The following is a 19,264-nucleotide window of genomic DNA, read 5'->3' as shown; positions in this document are numbered from 1 at the left end:
CATGATTATTCTATATCCCGCTTGATCCTGAGTCACCCGGCATGAAAAATTCATATCTCGCTTGAAAGGTATAGAAACCCGCATGAATCCTCTCTTCCTTGTATATTCAATTAAGCAGTCCCAAACAAGCACAAAATGACAGGTGTGAAGCAATCAGAAGGAATAGGATGGAATCAAGGAGGGATTTACATGCCGGATTTCAAATTACAAGTCTTTCAAATGAGGGGCAACTCGTATGATATCGGAGTAGAAACAGGTGAAAAGATGAGAGATACTTCCATCTTACATATGCTTGGGTCATTCACCAAACAAGAGATTGATGTTCCTGAAATGAAATCGATTTATTCCTCGCTCGCCCCACACCTGTTGGAGGAACTAGAAGGCCTTGCAGAAGGTTTCGGTATCTCATCTCTTAAAGCAGCTGCCTTATGCAGTGGGTATGATGTACCGAAGACTGAAGCGATGGGGTGTTCCAGCCTTCTTACTAAGGAGTGTTATGTACGGAATTATGATTTTTCCCCAGATTTATATGATGGGGTTTTTAGTATGGTTCAGCCTAAACAAGCTTTTGCATCCGCAGGCTATAATCTTCAACTCCTGGGGAGGCATGATGGGGTGAACGAACATGGTCTGGTTGCTGGCTTGCACTTTGTCAGTCATGACGGCTACAGAAAAGGAGTCTCTCCGTGGGCGGCCATACGGATGGTCCTGGATACGTGTTCTTCCCTCGAAGATGCAGTTGCCTTGCTACAGGAAATCCCGCACTCAGCCTGTTATAACTTTTCCATCGGAGATCGAAATGGAAATATCGCCGAAGTGGAAGCGAGCCCTGAGAAGGTGGTAGTCAGGTATGGAGAATCCTTTCTGTCATGTGTGATTCATTTTCAGGATGAACATATGAAAAGGAAAAATCGTCCATCCATCGAAGGCTCCCTGGAGCGAAATGAACATCTACTGAATTTAAATGAAAAGCAGCTTTCCCATCTTCAACTGTTTCAGCATTTTAAAGACACCGACTCACCGATTTTCTTCACGGATTACGAGAATTTATTCGGCACCCTTCACACCTTTTCGTATTCCTATCATGAATCAAGAATCCTTACAACCATTGCCGGGAGCAATCAGGTGCTGGACGTGAACTTTCAGGATTGGGTGAATGGGGACGATATTAGCTGTATGGACCTGAGTGGGTATATTGAGTGAACACAGAAAAGCTGATCCCACGCCGGGGATCGGCTTTTTCTTCATCCAAAAGTCGTAGAATCCATCCGCCCCAACGACCGAAGATGTGAAATGGAAGGATGAATATACTTAATTTATACTCAATTCAAATTATAGTGAATATTTTCATCTGTTGGTATAAAATAGATTTTTGTGAGGGGGTTCAACATGAACTTATTAAAAACAACTTTAAATCATTTTAAGCCATATTGGAGGAAGCTTTTGGTGGCACTCCTGTTTTCCGTCATCGGCGGTCTCTTTACCATCGTCCCGCCGATTTTGGTGAAACGATTGGTGGATGACGTCATCGTCGGAGGGGATCTGAATTTTCTTGCCTGGGTAGTAGGCGGGATTCTCGGGGCGTATCTCGGCAAGTCCCTGTTTGAAACGATGCAGGAATATGTACAGGTGAAGATCGGGCTTGATGTGATCACAGATATGCAGATCCGGGCGTTCAGGAAGCTGCATCGTACTCCGATGTCATTTTTCTCGAAGACACCGAGGGGGGATATGCTCTTCCGTTTGACACATGACGTGGAATCCATTCAGAACCTGAATAATACGGTCGTACCAAGGATACTGCAGCAGGTGGTGGGAGCGGTCGCTGCCTTTTCCACTGTGTTTGTTTTATTCTGGCCCGCGGCGATCGTCATGTTTGCTGTTTTTGCCATTTATATCATCCCTTCCTTTACATTGGGTAAAAAAATGCGGAAGATGAGTGCGGTCCAGCGGGAGATGAGTGCAGATATGTATCAGCACCTGCAGGAAAGCATTGAAAGTGTCAGGTTGGTCAGGACCTATCAGACGCAGGATGTGGAAGTGGGCACCCAGGAGAAGAAGCTGAGTGATTGGAAGCAATTCTCGATCCGGGCAGCACTGATCGGCAAGGTGAACTGGCGCCTAGGGAATCTCTTTAATATCGCAGCTCCGGGTGTCGTCATGCTGATCGGTGGCTGGGCGATCTGGGACGGAACGATCACGATCGGTACGCTCATTGCCTGCCTGAGCTTCATTCCCATCATGTTTTTGCCGGTGAGATCCATGGCAGAGCATGCCTTGACGATTCAACAGGCGATTCCTGCCCTTCAGCGCATCTATGAATATTTCGATCTCCCGGAAGAACATGAGGAAAAGCTTCCTGCTTTTGGTCTTGTAAAAGGAAAAATAGACTTACAGAATCTATGCTTTTCGTACCCCGGGACGGATAAGCAGGTCTTAAAAGGAGTTTCTTTGTCTCTCGAACAGGGGAACCATATCGGGATCGTCGGAACGAGTGGCGGAGGGAAGAGTACGCTGGTCCAGCTGTTACTGGGACTGTATGAACCACAGCAGGGCTCCGTCATGATCGATGACAAGAATCTATTCGACTATAACCGCAACAGCTTCCGCCAGCAGGTAGGGGTCGTGTCCCAGGAAACATTCCTCTTAAATAGTACACTCCGGCAAAATCTGTTGTACGGAAAACCTGATGCGACGATAGAAGAACTCGATCAGGCTGTAGAAGCGGCAGGGTTGAAAGAGTTGATCCTTTCACTAGAGGAAGGGTATGAAACGATCGTCGGGGAGCGGGGATTGAAACTTTCAGGCGGACAGAGGCAGCGTGTCGCCCTTGCCCGAGCGATCCTGAGACAGCCTCCTGTCCTGATCTTCGATGAAGCGACTTCTTCCCTTGACGGAGAAACGGAAGAGCGGGTGCAGGCTTCCTTGGAAAAACTGATTCCTGGACGGACCACAATCACCATCGCTCACCGTCTTGTCACAGTAAGGAATGCGGATGTCATCATTCTTCTCGACGGGGGAGTCGTCGCGGAAAAAGGCACTCATGAAGAACTGCTTCAAAAGCGTGGGAAATATTATGAATTATACAGGGCTCAATACAGCGAACTTGAAAGGGAGATGATCGGATGAACACCGCGAAGAATCGCGACGGAAAAAGGGTTCTGAGCTTTCTCCGTCCTTATAAAAAATGGGTCATCGCTGATTCCATCGTCATCGCGATCAGCCAGGTGTTTTCAGCATTGATCCCGACTCTTGCCTTAAGCTGGCTCGTGGATACGATAATTCCGAATGAACACTATAACTGGCTTTGGGGACTGATGTGGCTCTTGATTCTATCTGCAGTCCTGGATCTTGTGATGATGGTGATCGACGAGTATTTCTGTCATCAAACCGCAAAGACCGTGACGAACTGGCAGAAGCTTCGTCTGTTCCGTCATCTTCAGATCGTCCCGTATTCTTTTTATCACCATAATTCCACGGGGGAGATGCTTGCAAGGGTATCGGATGATCCGGACACACTTCACAATTTCCTGGCGTGGGAAGGCTCCACTTTCATGGCAAGCGTGCAGGGGGTCTTCATTTATAGCCTGGTGCTCCTATGGATTCATCCTTATCTGATGATTACAAGCGTCGTCCTGGGGGTGATTTTCTACTGGACTTCCAATGCCGTAGGAGCAAGGACCCGATTGGCATCTGCGGATGCGAGGAAAGAAGCGTCGAGATATCTTGAAAGATTGAGGGAGTCAGTGACGGGAATCCATCTGTCTCGGGTCATGGGTGTATCGGAGAGTGAAGTGGACAGCGTGGTCTCTATCCGTGACAGTTTCGTCCAGCACTCGGTGAAAGAACTGAAAGCAAGGATGCAATCGGTCGTGGTCATTGCGAGTTATAACGGATTTGCTCTTGGGCTAGTCTATTTAATCAGTACACTCTTGATCTGGAATCAAGGATTGACAAGTGGCCAGATGCTGACTGCCGGTGGACTTGTGACGATTGCGGCTAATGAGATGCAGCGCCTGCTCAGAAACTGGCTATCTGTCAGAAGGACCGGTCCGGCGTTGGATCGTTCAGAAATATTGCTTGGTGAGGAGGTTTCGGAAGCTGAGGTGTCAGAAGGCATCGCCGGTGAACGTGCAATCGGCAGCATCTGTCTTCAGGACGTCGCCTTCTCTTATCCTGGTAACGATGAAAATGTACTAAAGGGTGTCTCCTTTTCCATCGGTGCAGGGGAAAAATGGGCGCTGGTCGGCCCGAGCGGATCAGGTAAATCCACGATTGTCGATCTCTTATTCAAGCTCTATGATACGGGAGTCGGCCGGATCGAAGTGGATGGCAGGGATATCAGGGAGTGGGATACAACGTGGCTGCGATCGCAGATGGCCATCGTCACCCAGGATGTCATACTCCGAAGCGGGACACTCGCTGATAATCTGCGGATCGGAAAGCAGGATGCGACGGATGGGGAACTTTTGCAAGCACTCGAAGACAGCGGACTCGGGGATTTGATCGAGACGCTGCCTGAAGGGCTTGATACATCGGTCGGTGAAAGGGGAAGCCTTCTTTCCGGAGGACAGAAACAGCGTCTGTCCCTTGCAAGGGCCCTTTTAAAAGATGCTCCCATACTTATTCTGGATGAAGCAAGCTCCGCCCTTGATCCCATCACGGAAACGAAGATCAACGAAGCCGTACTGCGGGCAGGAAAGAATCAAACGATCATCATCGTATCCCACCGGTTATCGACGGTCCTGTCGGCGGATCAAATCGTCGTTCTGGAGGATGGCCGGATTGCAGAGCAAGGGAAGCATGGGGATCTTCTCCAGAATCAAACAGGCGTCTATTCCAGACTGTTTGGCAGGGAAGCAGAGATCGGCGGGGCGACGATTGATTATGTGTCGTGAGGTCATGTAGGTTAGATTTAGTATAAAAGAAAACGATTCTTAAAACATAAAAGAGGACCCATTTCCAACTTCAAATCAGTAGGGAATGGTCCTCTTTTTATTTATTTTTATATTTAATTATTCCACACTCTGAATTTCCTTCAATTCCCCGGTCAGCCGCAGGAATTCTTTTTTGTTCCGGTTACATAATGCCTGGTCAATCCCTTGTGCGATTTGCTCTTTCCGAAATGTCAGCAGTGCCTCGTCCAATATCATTTCTGCAAATAGTGAATCCATGTGATTTACATCAGACTGTGGTGAGTTTAGCAAATACTTCTTCATGATCATCAGCTCCTTGACCTTTTTTCTATTATACTAACCATTTATAGAATATTCAAACATTTTATCAAAAAAATATTCTTGCCCTCAAACTTGGTTCAGGGTGTATTCTGCATGTCGGATCATTAATAGAGTAGATTGAGAAACCCCGACTCTTCCAAAATCGGGGTTTTCAACATCCTATTTATTAAAAAAAAGCAAAGACTTCAAAGGATTCTTGAACGTCTTCTTTGTTGGTTCATAATCAAACACGCCGCATGCCATAACAGATTAGCAAATGAAGGCATTAAAAAAGTGTTCATATAGATGAACACTTAGGGAGGAGATTGTCACGCCGCTTATGAAGCGTTACGCCAATCAAAAAGGAAGTATGTGCTTTCCTTCCAACTCTAATGTTAATTTATGAAACGGGTTTCATAGCAAGAGATATTTTTAATTAACAAATAAAGAATCAAATTGACGCAAAAAACTGGCAGCAGTAAATGCTACCAGTTACGGGTTTAAGGGCATCCGATGATAAATGATGTTGGATCGGTAGTAGCTGTGAACGGTACCAATGTTTCAAACGTTGTCGTCGTATTATCCGTTGCGAAGATGGTCCAGGTAATCGTGTTATTGATTTTATTGAGTACAGCGGTGATTTTTGCGTCAAAGGAGCGGGATGGACCGTTATTGATCCGGCCGTTGATGGTCCCTTCTACGATGGCTGTGGTCAGATTATTCTCGCAGGAGATGCTTGATCTCCTTCCTTGTGTGAATTGGAAGTTGTCACCGTTCGAGGCGTTGAATACAAAGTTGAAATTGTCGACGGCAGGGTTACAGATTCCTTGAATGCCTGATCCACATTGCACGACAGTAATATTTAACCGCCCCGTATAATCTTGTACGTGACCAAATCGTACAACACGTATACGTGCACCAGGTTGCGCTCCGCCCTGGGTATTTAATCTGAAACGGCATGGACATTCCGGTGGTGGGACCGGGCAGTTTAGGTTTACCGCAAAAGGACCGACGGATATACCAACTCCCCCGACAGCAGCAGTGGCTGTAATGTCTACAGTCCCTATCGCTCCCTGGTTAGGGATGATAATCGCAGAGTAATCCCCATTTGAATCCGTAATGGCGGGGTTAGGAGAGATGAAAGCGATACTTGGATCGACTGCAAAGAATACCGCTACATTTTGAGCTGGAGAATCCCCGCATAAAACCCTTCCTGAGACTGGTGCTCCATCACACCCTACGGTCCCTTGCGGAGGAATAAAGGTAAGGGATTCCCCGTCACAATCCAGACACTCTGCACGTACAAAGTTCGTATTAAATACTGGTATTCCAAAGACGACAGCTTCTGCCGTATATGGAACTCCTTCTTGAACCGGGGTGATTGGCTGAACCGTAACGACACTGGAGTAGGATCCATCTGGACCCGTGACAGGATTGGGTGTTTCAAAATTCAATAATGGACTGCTCAAGTTCACCGTTACACCCGGCACAGGCAGTCCTTGGCAAAGGACACGACCGGTAATGACTGCACGGCAACTGATCGGCCCAGGGTTGTCTAACTCGATGACGGGGTTCTCACAAACGCAGTTCACAGAGGCAATCCGTGGTTCCGAGGTCACTTCTTCTCCACCGAACATGGATGAAGCCTGGATGGTGATGGTTTCTGTCACGTTCAGTCCTGGCTGGATTGTAGCAGTAAAGATCCCATCAGCATTGGTGATGGCAGGGTTAGGGTTAACCGTAACGGATCCAGAAGACAGGACTGTGAAGAAGACAGGAGTATTGATGATTGGTTCCCTATTACAGGTGAACTGGCCGGTGATAGGACCTCCGCCGCACCCGATTGGTGACAGTGGCTGATTTAATGTTAACACTGGGATGTTGCACCGGACACAATCGACAAACACATTACCGGAAGCCGTCACTTCGATACCAGTAAAGGTAGCCGATGCCGTATAGTCCGCTTCCTGTCCTTCTGTATCAAAATTGATTGTTACCAGAGAAGAAAATTCTCCGTTCTCGTTGGTCACAGGGTTAGGGTTAATGATGTTCAAGACAGGTGATCCTGTGAGTGCAACAGGTACATTCGCCACTGGCTCACCGTCACATGTTAACCTGCCTGACAAGAAACCACGGCAACTGATTTGAGGTGGGCAGTCCAAAGTGATCTCCAGATTTTCGCAACCCGGACAATTCACTTCGTATTCTACGGGTTCGGAACGGAATGTATTTCCCCCAATTGTAGCTGTTGTTACGATTGTGACGATTTCAAGGGCTCCTGGAAATGGCAGGATCGCAGCTTCATATACTCCGTCATTATTCGTAAGTGTGGGATTGGGGGTTACAATGACTTTTCCGGACGGGGAGTCGACTTCAAATCCAATTTCGACATTCGGTACCGGCAATCCTTGACAGGTCACCCTGCCGGTAATGGGAATACCAGGACAAGTAACGGACTGTAATGGGGATGCGAAAGCTTGTACAGTTTCAGTGGAGGTGACGATCAAATTAGAGCAATTGAGGCACTCCACTCTTGCTGTGATGGTGTCGGTGATGGTTTCTTCAACCACAACGGCTCTTGCTGTGATACTGACATTAGGCGTAACGGGAGTATTACGGTCAACAATGACCGTCGTGGAAAACTCCCCCCTGCTATTGGTTACAGGGTTAGGATTCTGGAATGATAGTAGATCAGAAGGAGAGATAAGGTTGACCGTCACGCCCTCCAAGGGACGAAGATCACATCTCACTTTCCCGCTGATCGTGGCATCACAGCTGATTGTTCCTATTTTATCCAAAGTAATGGTAGGGTTTGTACATATGTCTCGTGGGAAAAGTCCTGGACAGCCAGGCGGAAAGATTTGTTTTGAAGCATTTGATGCTTTCTTTCTCACATCTATCACGTTCCTTTCAAAAAAGTTTATCCCTCCATAATATGTTTTGAAATGCGCGAAGGTTCTCTTTTCTACCTTTTTAAATCGGAAGTGTAGTGTATGAGTTTATTGAAGAATAGAGGAGGAGATACTTCCTCCTAAAAGGGTTGGCCACCTCAAACCATGCTCTCTTATATTTTAGTAGAATAAAAGTAAGAAACCACCACTGGAGGTAAAATAGTGATGCATGGCAAAAAGACTAGCATGGTGGTGAAGAGTTCTGTAAAGGGAGGCATCACTAGAAATATGATGCCCGACATGAACAAAGGAAACGACCAGAGAATCATCTGTTTAGATCCAAAGCGATTGATTTTTTTCCATGCTTCTTCTGATTTATAAGATTTAGGAAACCGGATTCCATACAGGGTGTTCATTTTAATTTTTTTCACTTAATCCAATAAATAGTAGGGCTGATACGAGGTTCACTAGTGAAACTCCAATATTATTCACTGTCATGACCGCCTTTTTGTTAGACCATAGGAGCTGATGAATTGCTTGTAATCCTATCCAAAAAGCCACGGATTTCCCTGTTGGCCCTCATTTCATTCTTCTTCTTAGAAAAACCATGACCTTCATCATTAAACAAGAGATACTCAACAGCAACACCTTTGTTTTTTAATTCATATACAATTCGCTCTGACTCCTCCGTCTTCACCCTCGGGTCGTTCTCCCCGTGGATGATGAACATCGGAGAATTCATATGGTCGATATAAGTAATAGGGGAGTCCCTTACAAGCTTCTCATAGTCTGTTTCAGGATTTCCCACCATTTGATCCATAAGGGTTCTCCAACTTGCCGGAACATTTTTCAGGAAGGTTAATAGATTCGATATGCCGAATATGTCAACAATCCCACAGAAATACTCTGGATGTCGTCCGGCGAGAAGCAGACTCATATAACCGCCATAGCTTCCACCCATCGCCACTATTTTGCCCTTTTCAGCAATTCCCGTCTGTATAAGCCATTCCATTCCAGCCACACAGTCGTGTCGAGGTCCGTCCCCCCAGTTCTGTTCCACCATCTTCTCGAATGTTGCCCCGTAGCATTTACTGCCCCGAAAGTTGGGGGCGAAGAAGGTGTAGCCGCTTTGGACGAGGTACTGAATCACAGGTCTGTATATCATCCGCTCTGCTTTCTGGGGTCCCCCATGCGGCCAGATGATGGTGACTCCATTCGCTTTCTTGGGTTTGTACAGCAGGGCTTCGATTTCCAGCCCATCAAGGCTTTCGTAGTGGACGATATCCGGTTTAATCATGTTCCCATCAGGTACGCCAAGTACTTTGGTATTGGTCACTTGTATCCAGCTGCCGTTCGTTTCCCTTTTGAAAATGGTATCCGTTTTGTCAGCAGAAATTCCAAGTACAAAGAGGTGTCCGTTCTTGGTGACCTTTGCTTTTTTGATGACATCGCAGGGAGTATCGATTCTCTCTCCCACGCCCGTCGATACTTCATAGACATAGAGATGATCCCTCACGCCTTTTTCCGACGTCATGACGATCGTATTCGATTGTTGATGGAACTGGATTGAAGTGATTTCTTCTTTATCTAATGTAAAAAGAGGGTGAAATTCATAGGTTGAAAGATTAAAAGAAGCAAGGTATGAAAATTCTTTTCCATAGTTCGTTGTGAAATATATATACTCCTTCGTCAAGTAAATACCCTTGATTGTATGAGCGGTGTTAACATCCGGTACCAGGGGCACTTTCGTATCACCTGTCTGGTAAAAGGCAGAGGTATGGGTGTTGGAGTAGGTTTCTGTATATACATAAGATCCATCGGACGAGGCAGCTGCCACGACGATCGGAGCTTTTTCGCCTTGTTGGATAAGGGTGGTATGGCCCGTTTGTAAATCGGTTTTGTAAATGTTCAATAATGGATTTTCATGATTGGTAGAGTAGTACATTTCCTGATCTGTAAAACAGGCGTGATAACACGTTGAACCGGATTCCTCCTCATGCAAGGGGATAGGGGTACCTCCTGCTATGGGCAGTTGATGCAATTGATGATTTTCATCGCCATCCTTCTCGAATGTTGCGATGATTTGATTATGATGGATATGGATGAGACTGCTATTCTGGTTGATGGTCGTTAATCGATAAGGGAACAGATGAGGAAGATCCATGGCCCAAAGATTAAAGGTCCCGTTAAGGTTCGTGCTAAATACGAGTCTGTCTTCGCTTTCATTAATAGTGAAAGTGCTGATTTCAGTAGTATGGAAATAATGTTCGGCTTCGGTTGCAGTGCGGATAGGTCATTCCTCCTTGGAAATAATTCAGTTATAGGTATATTATTCCATTTAATCAGGAGGTAGGCAAGGTGAAATCATTGAGGGTAAATGTCAGGAAAAGAAGCAATCCTGTTTTAATTAGTCTTGCCGGCCATCTGATAGGCAATAATCTTACATACTTCTACAACTATTTCCCCGGAAATTGATAAATAATTATACAATTCGACGCAGTTTCAGCACCAATGAACAGGAAAAGGAGCCAAGGGACCGTCCCCGTGGCTCCTGCACATTATATCGCCATCTTAATGTCGTACTCTTTCAACCATCCATTCACTTGGATTAAATAATCCAATAAACCTTTCGCGCTGGAATCAGGAAGGCTGCTTTTTCCTGAAGCAATATTCCTGACCGCTTCTTCATCGATCAACTCAAGAATCGGGGATGCCGGATCATCCAATATGGAAGTCATCCACTTTTGGACCCCTTCAAGATACGCATCATCCTTCGTGCTCGGATACGCACTCTTCCGTCTATTCCGCACATCATCAGGGAGATATCCTTCAAACGCACGGCGTAAGATACCCTTCTCGATGTCATCGATATTCTTCATCTCGAACGGGATATTCCACAGGTATTCAACAAGGCGGTAGTCGCAGAATGGCACGCGCACCTCGAAGCCCGTCATCATGCTTGCCCGGTCTTTCCGGTCGAGCATAAAGGGAAGAAAGCGGGTGATGAACATGTACGACATCCGTCTTTGCTTCGCCTCTACGTCACTTTCGCCTTCTAGCACAGGGAGCTCTGCGAGTGCTTCCTGGTAACGCTTCTGTTGATAGTCAGGGATATCCAATTTCTCCTTCAAGTCTTCCTTCAGGACACCGGCAATCCCGCCGATATTCAGGAGCCACGGGAAGACCTCTGCATCAAGAAATTCCTGTTGATGGAACCAGGGATAGCCCGAGAACACTTCGTCGGCGGATTCCCCGGATAACGCTACTGTCGCATCTTTTTTCATCTCTTTGAACAATAAGTAAAGAGATGTCTCGATTTCTCCGACTCCCGGCAGGTCGCGTGCCTTCATGGGAGTGAGGAGGTTATCCACGAGTTTTTCCGCGTCAAAGACAATAGAGGTATGATCCGTACCGACATGCTCGGATACACGCTTCACCCATGGCTCATCAAGGTCCCGTCTCAGGAAATCTTCCTTGAAGCTTTCTTCGTTGTTCACGAAATCAATGGAATACGTCGGAAGTGTTTTATTTTCCTTGTTGAATTCTTTCCCGGCGATGGCCGTCAGTCCACTTGAGTCCAGGCCGCCTGATAGCATGGACACGAGTGGCTTATCTGCGATTAACTGACGTTTGACTGTATCCTCGAGCAGCTCCCGTATCGTCCGCACCGTTGTTTCTATATCATCGGTATGTTCTTTGCTTTCAAGTTTCCAGTATTGTACGGTGTTTTGACCATTTTTGGTGACGGTCATATAATGACCTGCCCGGACTTCTTGTATATTTTTGAAAATGGCTTTTCCAGGTGTCTTCATCGGACCGAGGCCGAATACTTCGGATAAACCTTCCGTATCGATTTCAGCCTGAACGTCCGGGTGGGCAAGGAGTGCTTTGATTTCAGAAGCGAACAGGATCTCATCGTCCTTAATGGTATAAAATAATGGCTTGACCCCTAAATGGTCGCGACCAAGCATAAGTCTTTCTTTTCGCTCATCCCAGATCCCGAAAGCGAAGATGCCGTTTAAATGATGGACGCAATCCTCGTCCCATTCCAGATAGGCATGCAATAACACCTCTGTATCGGAGTTTGTTGTAAATCGGTGATTCTTCTCGATCAGTTCATTTCGAAGCTCAAGGTAGTTATAGAGCTCCCCATTATAAGTTAATGCTATAGTCTTCCCTTCATTCTGATAGAGCATGGGTTGTGTCCCTCCATCGGGATCGATGACGATCAGTCTCCTGTGCCCGAGTGCAGCGTGACCCCGAAGCCAGCTCCCTTCAGCATCCGGTCCCCGGTGTTCAATGGCATCGGTCATGTTTTTCAGTGTCCGTCCCTCATTGGTAAGGTCTCTTGACCAGTCAATCCAGCCTGCAATTCCACACATATTCCATACGCCTTCTTTCTTAAAGTTAATCATGGTGAGCGCTCACCATGAATTGGATTTTATCTATTGGTTATATTGATCCTTTTTACGGGGTCATGTTAAATGGTAAATCTCTTCTTCAGCAGGCGTCAAAGGATTGTGGCTGATTTCTGAGAAAAAATGTAAAAGGTCATCCGTTCCTGTCAGTTGATTCCTAAAAACTCATGTCCTTTGCCTTATAAAGGAAATGTGTTCTGGAAGTAGGTTTGGATAAACTTTTTCTTTCCTTTATGTCTCGCTCATAGTACATTACTTTTATAAGCATTTGTAGAATATCGCCTCGCAACGGACCGATGGACATCTGCGGTGTTTGAAGAAATGATCCCATTTCCATGTCTTATAGAAAGCAGGTCGATTATGAAGGTAGCGGAAAAGTTTTACGAATTTATGAGTGCACGTACATGGCAATTGACAGAGGATTGGTATGCGTCCCTTGATAAAAGTGATTCTTCTGGCGTGTATGCCTCAACGGATCCCCATGTGATTCAGACGTTAAAGCGGCAAAATCATGAATTTCATGAACGCTTTTGTGGTTTATTTAAGGATGTAGGGCAGGATGCACTATGTAACTTTGAACGTTGGATTGAAGAAATTGCAAAGGATGATGAACATTTATCCACGCCTACTCACTATATCCTTCGGGAATTCTTTCGAACACAGGATCAGTATTTAGGGATTTTACAGGAATTTGTCCGTCAGCATGGTGACGAGTTCCCGTCGGGGAGAATCGATGATTTCAGGGAGCTGATCATTAAAACATTCAGCATCGTCATCTCCACGTTTGCAGAAGAGAATTACGAGTATTCCCAGAGACGCTTGAAAGCACAGCAGGAAATGATCCGGGAACTCAGCTCCCCCATCATATTATTGAATAAGAAAACCGCTGTCCTTCCGTTGATCGGCGACATCGATACAGGCAGAGCAAGGTACATCCTCGAGCACACTCTTGCAGAATGTGTGGAAAAAGATGTCGAACACTTATTCATCGACCTTTCCGGTGTCATTATGGTGGATACCATGGTCGCCCAACAGTTATTCCAGATCATCGACAGCCTGAATTTGATCGGCGTGAAGAGTACCATTTCCGGAATTCGCCCGGAAATTGCCCAAACAGCGATTCAGTTGGGTATTTCATTTGAAAATATTTCGGTCACGTCGACTCTCGAACGTGCGTTAAATGAACAGGTATAACAGATAGAAAGAATGGGCGTTTATATGAACGCTCTTTTTTTTTATATGATTTCTCATACTTTGTTTGAAGTCATTCTATATAGGGGATTACCTCCATTATAGAGTGAATTTAGTAAGGTATGCCCTTGAATTTCATTCACCTTAGAAGGAGGGGTACCATGCAATTCGTCAAGATGATCCGTTTCCACCGCAATGGATTCACATGTGGATCACCTCCCAAACAAATGGAGAAGGATCCGATTTTCATTAACCGCGTTATACATAATTTGTTTCTTACCGATCAAGCGATATACACGTCAGAAATAATCATTCCGGAAGAGGCGGACCGTGATTGGTACGGATGTTTCTGCTATTTGGAGGAGAATAGCATGCAAACGGCAGGTACGAGGACGATTGGTTTCCTTCCCAGGGAAAGCACCATATGGGTGAGGAACTTAAGCCATTTTGGTGACGGCATCCCATACTACAACCGTTTCCTTCATCCATTGGTGGAGGATGAATCTGCGGGTGGAGGGAATATGATCACCGATACATGGATTAAGATGAGTGTTGAGGATGCATTGGAGCGAACCCGTCTTTGGAAGGAGAAGAGTGTAACCCTGCCTGATTGGGTCACCGAGTGTTATCTGACGGAGGTACAGGTGAAGAGGCTGATTTATCCATCCACTCATGAAAAGGTCATGGAATTTTGGTTGAGTAAAAATTAACACACTGGAGTGTCTGCCTGTACCATTTTTTTGTTATACTACATAGTAGTTAATCTTACAATCTAAGAAGACCTGAAGTGTAACGATCTTTCGTTCACTATCTATGTAATATATAAAAGGGGAATTCACTTGAAATTTGAAGAATTGAATCCGGATCTCGTGGCACTATGTCAGACAACTGATCCTTTTCACATGGCAGAAACCGTGATCGGCAGTCCTTTAAGAGGATTGGATATCCTCTCGTTGAAGGGGATAGAACGTAAGAAGAACCTTCCAGCCGAAGTGACCAACCTGTTGATCATCTATTTCTTTACAGAGGTGAAAGGCACGGTCTATCACCGGAACGCCCTGGCTAAATTGTATAATCATTGGGTATCGAATGAAGTGTTTACCTTTTCTAAAGCACAGGAGATGGTGAAGTTGGATATGCAATCCCAGTTGGGGGATATCGATCGATTATAATAGGTAGAAGAAGGTCTGGATCCAACGTGATCCAGACCTTCTTTTAGTATGATAGGTGGAAACTAACAGATGACTTAATCAATTTTTAAGAAAAGGATTGTGAAGTATTGGGAATTTTGAAATAATTATTAGTAGGAAAATGGAAGGAGGGAAGACAGCTATGGCGAAACTGGAAACCGGTACCGTGCCGGTCAGCAGGACTTTTGAAAGGGAATTGGAATCGATCATTGCCCGGTTCCAAGAGGAGAAGCATTCGTTCTATGCATTGAGTCGGGTTTACATGCATCATCAGGAAGTGGAGGATCTTTTTTACGGCTCCATTATCCGCCTGCAGGATGAGGCTCGTAAACGGAAGAAGGCTCACTCGGCGGCAAGAATTTTTCTGGAGGAGTGTCAAAAGGTATCGGAACAACAACCTTTGAGTTCAGATGATGATCCCTTTCACGCATTTCAGCAACTCGGATCGGCTGATAAAGAAGCGGTGGCGTTAGTCTATATGAAAGGGTGCGACCAGGATGAGGCCGCCCGTATACTTGATATCCCGATTGACGAAGTGAAATCCCGCTTATTCAGAGGCATACGGGAGCTTCGTGAAATGATGGGGAACGGCCCTGAGGTTGAAGGCTGCCACGAATATCAGAAGCATTATCTGGATTACTTAGGAAGAACGATGGATCGACCCGAAAAGGTGGATTTTGAAATACATATATATCATTGCACGGATTGTCAGGAAGACCTTGCTTCGTTTCAGGAAGTGACCCTCGCGCTTGCCAAATTGGCAGAAGAGACCCATCTCCCGCCAGATGTCATGGAGAAAGTCAGAAACAGGCTGGCTCAAAGGGAAGCACAGAGGCAGAAGCGGAGAAAGAAGCGGAAATCGATCCTGCTTTCCTTCGCGGGAGTGTTTGTACTCCTGATCGTTGCAGGATTTGTCACCGGTGGGTTTGCTAGTCTCTATTATTCTTATACGGAAGAAGATGAACAACTGCGCTCCATGCTCCAGCATGATCTTGGGGAAAGGCTGAATCTGGAAGCAGAAAGCGATGGGGTGAAGGTAACAATCAGGAGTGTTGTCGCGGATGACGTGCAGACGCTGGTCTTTTATGAAGTGGAAGATCTTAAAGGGGAAAATCGTTATATGATGAATCCTTATGAAGGGGTCATCATCGAGAACGAATATGATGTCATGAAGATGGACCAGCAATCCACGTTCTATTCCCCTCCACGTGATCAAGAAAACCTACATAATGATAAGGAAAATGTCTACAGGGGAACCATTAGTCTCCTTCCGGTTTCAGTGGATAAAGGAACGATTAAGCTACAGATTGCAAGACTCATGCAATTACCCGATGATCCTGCAACCAGTGAATTTGGTGGGGGGGAAATGAGATTTGCTGAAGGGGGATGGAGTTTCGATATTCCATTCGAAAAGAAGCCTTCCCGTGTCCATAAGCTGGATAAGAAATTGGAAGTTGCCGGTATACCGGTCCGATTGGATCAAATGACGATTGCCCCGACCGCGACGGTTCTTGAATATAGCTTTCAGGAGCGTGAAAAGAGCGGGCGGATCGACATGATGACCTTTGAAACGATTGAATCGAAAGATAAAAAGTGGAAGGCGGATCAATTTGGTGGCATGATGTACGGGGCGTCTTCGGACAATGAGGGTTGGAATTCCTTTAAAACGGCCTTTGACACCCTCTATTTTGATGATCCAAAGAATGTTACCATCCGATTCGGATCTGCTCATCTATTCGTGAAGGATCAAAAAGTCATTGAACTCGATGTAAATAAAGAGTTGCCACATACTACCGAGTATCTCGGCAACACGATCACCATCGATGACATCAAAATCGGTAGCCCGACACAAGTGACCCTTACACACGATTTGCCGAAAGACCGTGAATATGAAAATGTGAACTATATATATTATCGGACTTCGGAAGAAAAGGAGGATTACTACTCAATCGGAGTAAGTGGCGGGGATGGCATATTGATGGACAAGGATGGAAAGAAGTATGAGCCGGGTTCATATGAGTATGAGAAATTAGACCAGCCCCGTTACTTTGAAACGGAACAAACCATTGATTTTTACAACGATGGCTCCAATGATGACGTCATGCCGACCGAACTTGTCATAGACGGCTACACTACCACCCAATATCTGGACGATCGGGTGAAGGTGAAGCTCGATTAACCGCGTGAAGGGAACAGTACCATGCTGTTCCCTTTTTTCTTGGTCCACCACAGGAATATCTTCCCCAATCAGAGAAACAATAGGTTTGTCGTCACCAGGGTGACAAAGTTAGTTTTCATCATTCTTGAAACCCCCGTGCTGTAAGGACTATCATTAAAATAAGAAATCATTATTTATACATGAAAGGATGAGAGAAGTGGCGCAATCCAATATGAAAGTTGCGGTACAAAAGTTTGGTAACTTCCTCAGTTCTATGGTTCTGCCGAATATAGGTGCATTTATCGCTTGGGGTTTAATTACAGCGTTGTTCATACCAACTGGGTTCTTTCCAAATGAAAGCCTTGCCAAACTGGTCGGGCCGATGGTTACGTATCTGCTGCCGTTATTGATCGGGTATACAGGAGGTAAACTCGTACACGACCAGCGCGGTGGGGTCGTGGGTGCAATCGCGACAATGGGTGTCATTGTCGGTGCACCGGATACACCGATGTTCTTAGGTGCCATGGTCATGGGGCCGCTCGGAGCATATGTGATCAAGAAGTTTGACGGAGTGATCGAAGGGAAGATCAGGGCAGGATTTGAAATGCTTGTGAATAACTTCTCGGCGGGTATCCTTGGGGGAATCCTTGCGATTCTGGCCTTCTTAGGTGTCGGACCTGCAGTGGACGCATTCACAAGTCTACTCGTTGAAGGTGTTGACTGGCTGGTTGCAGCAGGACTGCTTCCTTTAACCAGTATCCTGATCGAGCCTGCTAAGATTTTATTTTTAAATAATGCCATTAACCATGGTGTTCTGTCACCAATTGGGCTGGAGCAGGTCCAACAGGGTGGAAAATCGATTCTATTCTTATTAGAGGCTAACCCGGGACCAGGTCTTGGTGTCCTGCTTGCCTTCATGTTGTTCGGAAGAGGGACAGCGAAACAATCAGCACCAGGGGCAGCCATCATTCACTTCCTTGGTGGGATTCATGAGATTTACTTCCCATATGTATTAATGAAGCCGATGCTATTCATCTCCGTCATCCTTGGTGGAATGAGTGGAGTCTTCACTCTTGTATTATTGGGCGGTGGACTGGTATCACCGGCATCACCAGGGAGTATCATCGCGATTACGGCAGTTACACCTCCTGAGGGGATGGCGTATCTGGCTAACTTTGCAGCGGTCCTGGTTGCAACAGCCGTGTCCTTCATCGTGTCTGCCATCGTCTTGAAATCAAGTAAAGCGACAGACGAAGATATTGAAGGTGCAACAAAGAAAATGCAGGAAATGAAAGGCAAGAAGAGTTCCGTTGCCGGACATGTGAGCAATGGGACAATGCCTGAAGAAGTAAACAAAATCGTCTTTGCTTGTGATGCAGGTATGGGCTCAAGTGCCATGGGGGCTTCCCTTCTTCGTAAGAAAGTGAAGGCGGCCAATCTGGATGTCAGCGTAACAAATACATCCATCAGTAACCTGCCATCGGACGCTCAAGTCGTCATCACTCAGGAAGAACTGACGCCTCGTGCGAAAAATAAACTTCCGAATGCGTATCACATTTCTGTGGATAACTTCCTATCCAGTCCTGAGTACGACAAGCTGATTGCGAGTCTTCAAGACGGAATCACGGATGAACAGGCAGAGGTTGTCGAAGAGGCAGAGGAAGAAGCGGTGAACGCCGAACCGAATGCAGACCACGACGATGATCTTCTCCTTGAAGAAAATATCTTCATGAATCAGTCATTTGCCACGAAAGAAGAAGCGATCCGATTCGCTGGAGAAGCTCTCGTTAAAGCAGGGTACGTGGAAGAGAGTTACGTAGATGCTATGATTGACAGAGAAGGAATCACATCTACGTATATGGGTAATAATGTAGCCATTCCACACGGTACGGAGGACGCGAAGAAAGCCGTCATCAAATCCGGATTCACCGTCGTTCAAGTTCCGGAAGGCGTGGACTTCAATGGTGAGAAGGCGAAGATGATCTTCGGTATCGCCGGTAAGGACGGCACGCATCTGGAAATCCTTTCAGGTATCGCCGTTGTCTGCTCCGAGCAGGAAAACGTCGACCAGATGGTGCAGGCGAAGTCAGCCAAAGAGCTGAAGGACATCATCAACAGCAACTAGAGTAATCATTCAGAAAGGCGGGATCCCTGCCTTTCTGTTCTCATTTGTTTTGAAAAAAGCTCATGATAGGGGAAG

General features: G+C 46.0%; 13 protein-coding genes. 8 read left to right on the top strand and 5 right to left on the bottom strand.

All coding sequences use genetic code 11. The annotated features are described in order from the left end of the window. The first annotated feature begins 189 nt into the window (after positions 1–189). The 3 genes from NQ095_RS05810 (at position 190) to NQ095_RS05800 (ending at position 4,898) form a co-directional block, all read left to right on the top strand. The gene (locus NQ095_RS05810) at positions 190–1,203 is read left to right on the top strand and encodes a C45 family autoproteolytic acyltransferase/hydrolase (protein ID WP_258262542.1); all 1,014 of its coding nucleotides are present in this window, start codon (positions 190–192) and stop codon (positions 1,201–1,203) included. Between the two features lie 186 nt (positions 1,204–1,389). Next, positions 1,390–3,129, top strand: a complete 1,740-nt coding sequence (locus NQ095_RS05805; protein WP_258262541.1) for an ABC transporter ATP-binding protein — start codon at positions 1,390–1,392, stop codon at positions 3,127–3,129. Then, a complete protein-coding gene (locus tag NQ095_RS05800; RefSeq protein ID WP_258262540.1) occupies positions 3,126–4,898 on the top strand; it encodes an ABC transporter ATP-binding protein in 1,773 nt (590 codons plus the stop codon). Before NQ095_RS05805 ends, NQ095_RS05800 begins: the two co-directional genes overlap by 4 nt. A gap of 117 nt (positions 4,899–5,015) precedes the next feature. Here the strand turns inward: NQ095_RS05800 and NQ095_RS05795 are convergent, their stop codons facing one another. The 5 genes from NQ095_RS05795 to asnB all read right to left on the bottom strand — a co-directional run bounded on the left by NQ095_RS05795 (position 5,016) and on the right by asnB (position 12,489). Further along, positions 5,016–5,219 carry an IDEAL domain-containing protein gene (locus tag NQ095_RS05795; protein ID WP_258262539.1) on the bottom strand — a complete coding sequence of 68 codons (204 nt, stop codon included), beginning with the start codon at positions 5,217–5,219 and terminating at the stop codon, positions 5,016–5,018. 497 nt (positions 5,220–5,716) lie between these two features. After that, positions 5,717–8,014 (bottom strand): transthyretin-like family protein, encoded by a 2,298-nt coding sequence (locus tag NQ095_RS05790; protein ID WP_258262538.1) that lies wholly within the window; start codon positions 8,012–8,014, stop codon positions 5,717–5,719. A gap of 266 nt (positions 8,015–8,280) precedes the next feature. Beyond that, complete coding sequence (locus tag NQ095_RS22550) at positions 8,281–8,523, bottom strand: SdpI family protein (protein ID WP_375162818.1); 243 nt, start codon at positions 8,521–8,523, stop codon at positions 8,281–8,283. Between the two features lie 95 nt (positions 8,524–8,618). Next, complete coding sequence (locus NQ095_RS05780; RefSeq protein WP_258262536.1) at positions 8,619–10,271, bottom strand: alpha/beta hydrolase family protein; 1,653 nt, start codon at positions 10,269–10,271, stop codon at positions 8,619–8,621. Between the two features lie 394 nt (positions 10,272–10,665). Further along, a complete protein-coding gene (gene asnB / locus NQ095_RS05775) occupies positions 10,666–12,489 on the bottom strand; it encodes an asparagine synthase (glutamine-hydrolyzing) (protein ID WP_258262830.1) in 1,824 nt (607 codons plus the stop codon). 396 nt (positions 12,490–12,885) lie between these two features. Here asnB and NQ095_RS05770 point away from each other — a divergent pair, with 396 nt between their 5' ends. The 5 genes from NQ095_RS05770 (at position 12,886) to NQ095_RS05750 (ending at position 19,189) form a co-directional block, all read left to right on the top strand. Then, positions 12,886–13,719: an STAS domain-containing protein gene (locus NQ095_RS05770; protein WP_258262535.1), complete on the top strand. Its 834-nt coding sequence runs from the start codon at positions 12,886–12,888 to the stop codon at positions 13,717–13,719. A gap of 158 nt (positions 13,720–13,877) precedes the next feature. Beyond that, complete coding sequence (locus tag NQ095_RS05765; RefSeq protein ID WP_258262534.1) at positions 13,878–14,426, top strand: hypothetical protein; 549 nt, start codon at positions 13,878–13,880, stop codon at positions 14,424–14,426. A gap of 129 nt (positions 14,427–14,555) precedes the next feature. Beyond that, on the top strand, positions 14,556–14,888 hold the full coding sequence (locus NQ095_RS05760; RefSeq protein WP_258262533.1) for a hypothetical protein: 333 nt from the start codon (positions 14,556–14,558) through the stop codon (positions 14,886–14,888). 160 nt (positions 14,889–15,048) lie between these two features. Further along, positions 15,049–17,085, top strand: a complete 2,037-nt coding sequence (locus NQ095_RS05755; RefSeq protein WP_258262532.1) for a DUF4179 domain-containing protein — start codon at positions 15,049–15,051, stop codon at positions 17,083–17,085. Between the two features lie 196 nt (positions 17,086–17,281). Beyond that, a complete protein-coding gene (locus NQ095_RS05750) occupies positions 17,282–19,189 on the top strand; it encodes a PTS mannitol transporter subunit IICBA (protein WP_309137616.1) in 1,908 nt (635 codons plus the stop codon). The last annotated feature ends 75 nt before the right edge of the window (positions 19,190–19,264 follow it).

Source organism: Rossellomorea sp. SC111 (genome assembly GCF_024733565.1).
Classification (GTDB): Bacteria; Bacillota; Bacilli; order Bacillales; family Bacillaceae_B; genus Rossellomorea.
This window is presented reverse-complemented; position numbering and strand designations above follow the sequence as displayed.

What these genes read in the sequence shown, in the direction of transcription:
- NQ095_RS05810 (WP_258262542.1), top strand. Translation starts at nt 190, where the DNA reads ATGCCGGATTTCAAATTACAAGTCTTTCAAATGAGGGGCAACTCGTAT.
- NQ095_RS05805 (WP_258262541.1), top strand. Translation starts at nt 1,390, where the DNA reads ATGAACTTATTAAAAACAACTTTAAATCATTTTAAGCCATATTGGAGG.
- NQ095_RS05800 (WP_258262540.1), top strand. Translation starts at nt 3,126, where the DNA reads ATGAACACCGCGAAGAATCGCGACGGAAAAAGGGTTCTGAGCTTTCTC.
- NQ095_RS05795 (WP_258262539.1), bottom strand. Translation starts at nt 5,219, where the DNA reads ATGAAGAAGTATTTGCTAAACTCACCACAGTCTGATGTAAATCACATG.
- NQ095_RS22550 (WP_375162818.1), bottom strand. Translation starts at nt 8,523, where the DNA reads ATGAACACCCTGTATGGAATCCGGTTTCCTAAATCTTATAAATCAGAA.
- NQ095_RS05780 (WP_258262536.1), bottom strand. Translation starts at nt 10,271, where the DNA reads ATGGATCTTCCTCATCTGTTCCCTTATCGATTAACGACCATCAACCAG.
- asnB (WP_258262830.1), bottom strand. Translation starts at nt 12,489, where the DNA reads ATGTGTGGAATTGCAGGCTGGATTGACTGGTCAAGAGACCTTACCAAT.
- NQ095_RS05770 (WP_258262535.1), top strand. Translation starts at nt 12,886, where the DNA reads ATGAAGGTAGCGGAAAAGTTTTACGAATTTATGAGTGCACGTACATGG.
- NQ095_RS05765 (WP_258262534.1), top strand. Translation starts at nt 13,878, where the DNA reads ATGCAATTCGTCAAGATGATCCGTTTCCACCGCAATGGATTCACATGT.
- NQ095_RS05755 (WP_258262532.1), top strand. Translation starts at nt 15,049, where the DNA reads ATGGCGAAACTGGAAACCGGTACCGTGCCGGTCAGCAGGACTTTTGAA.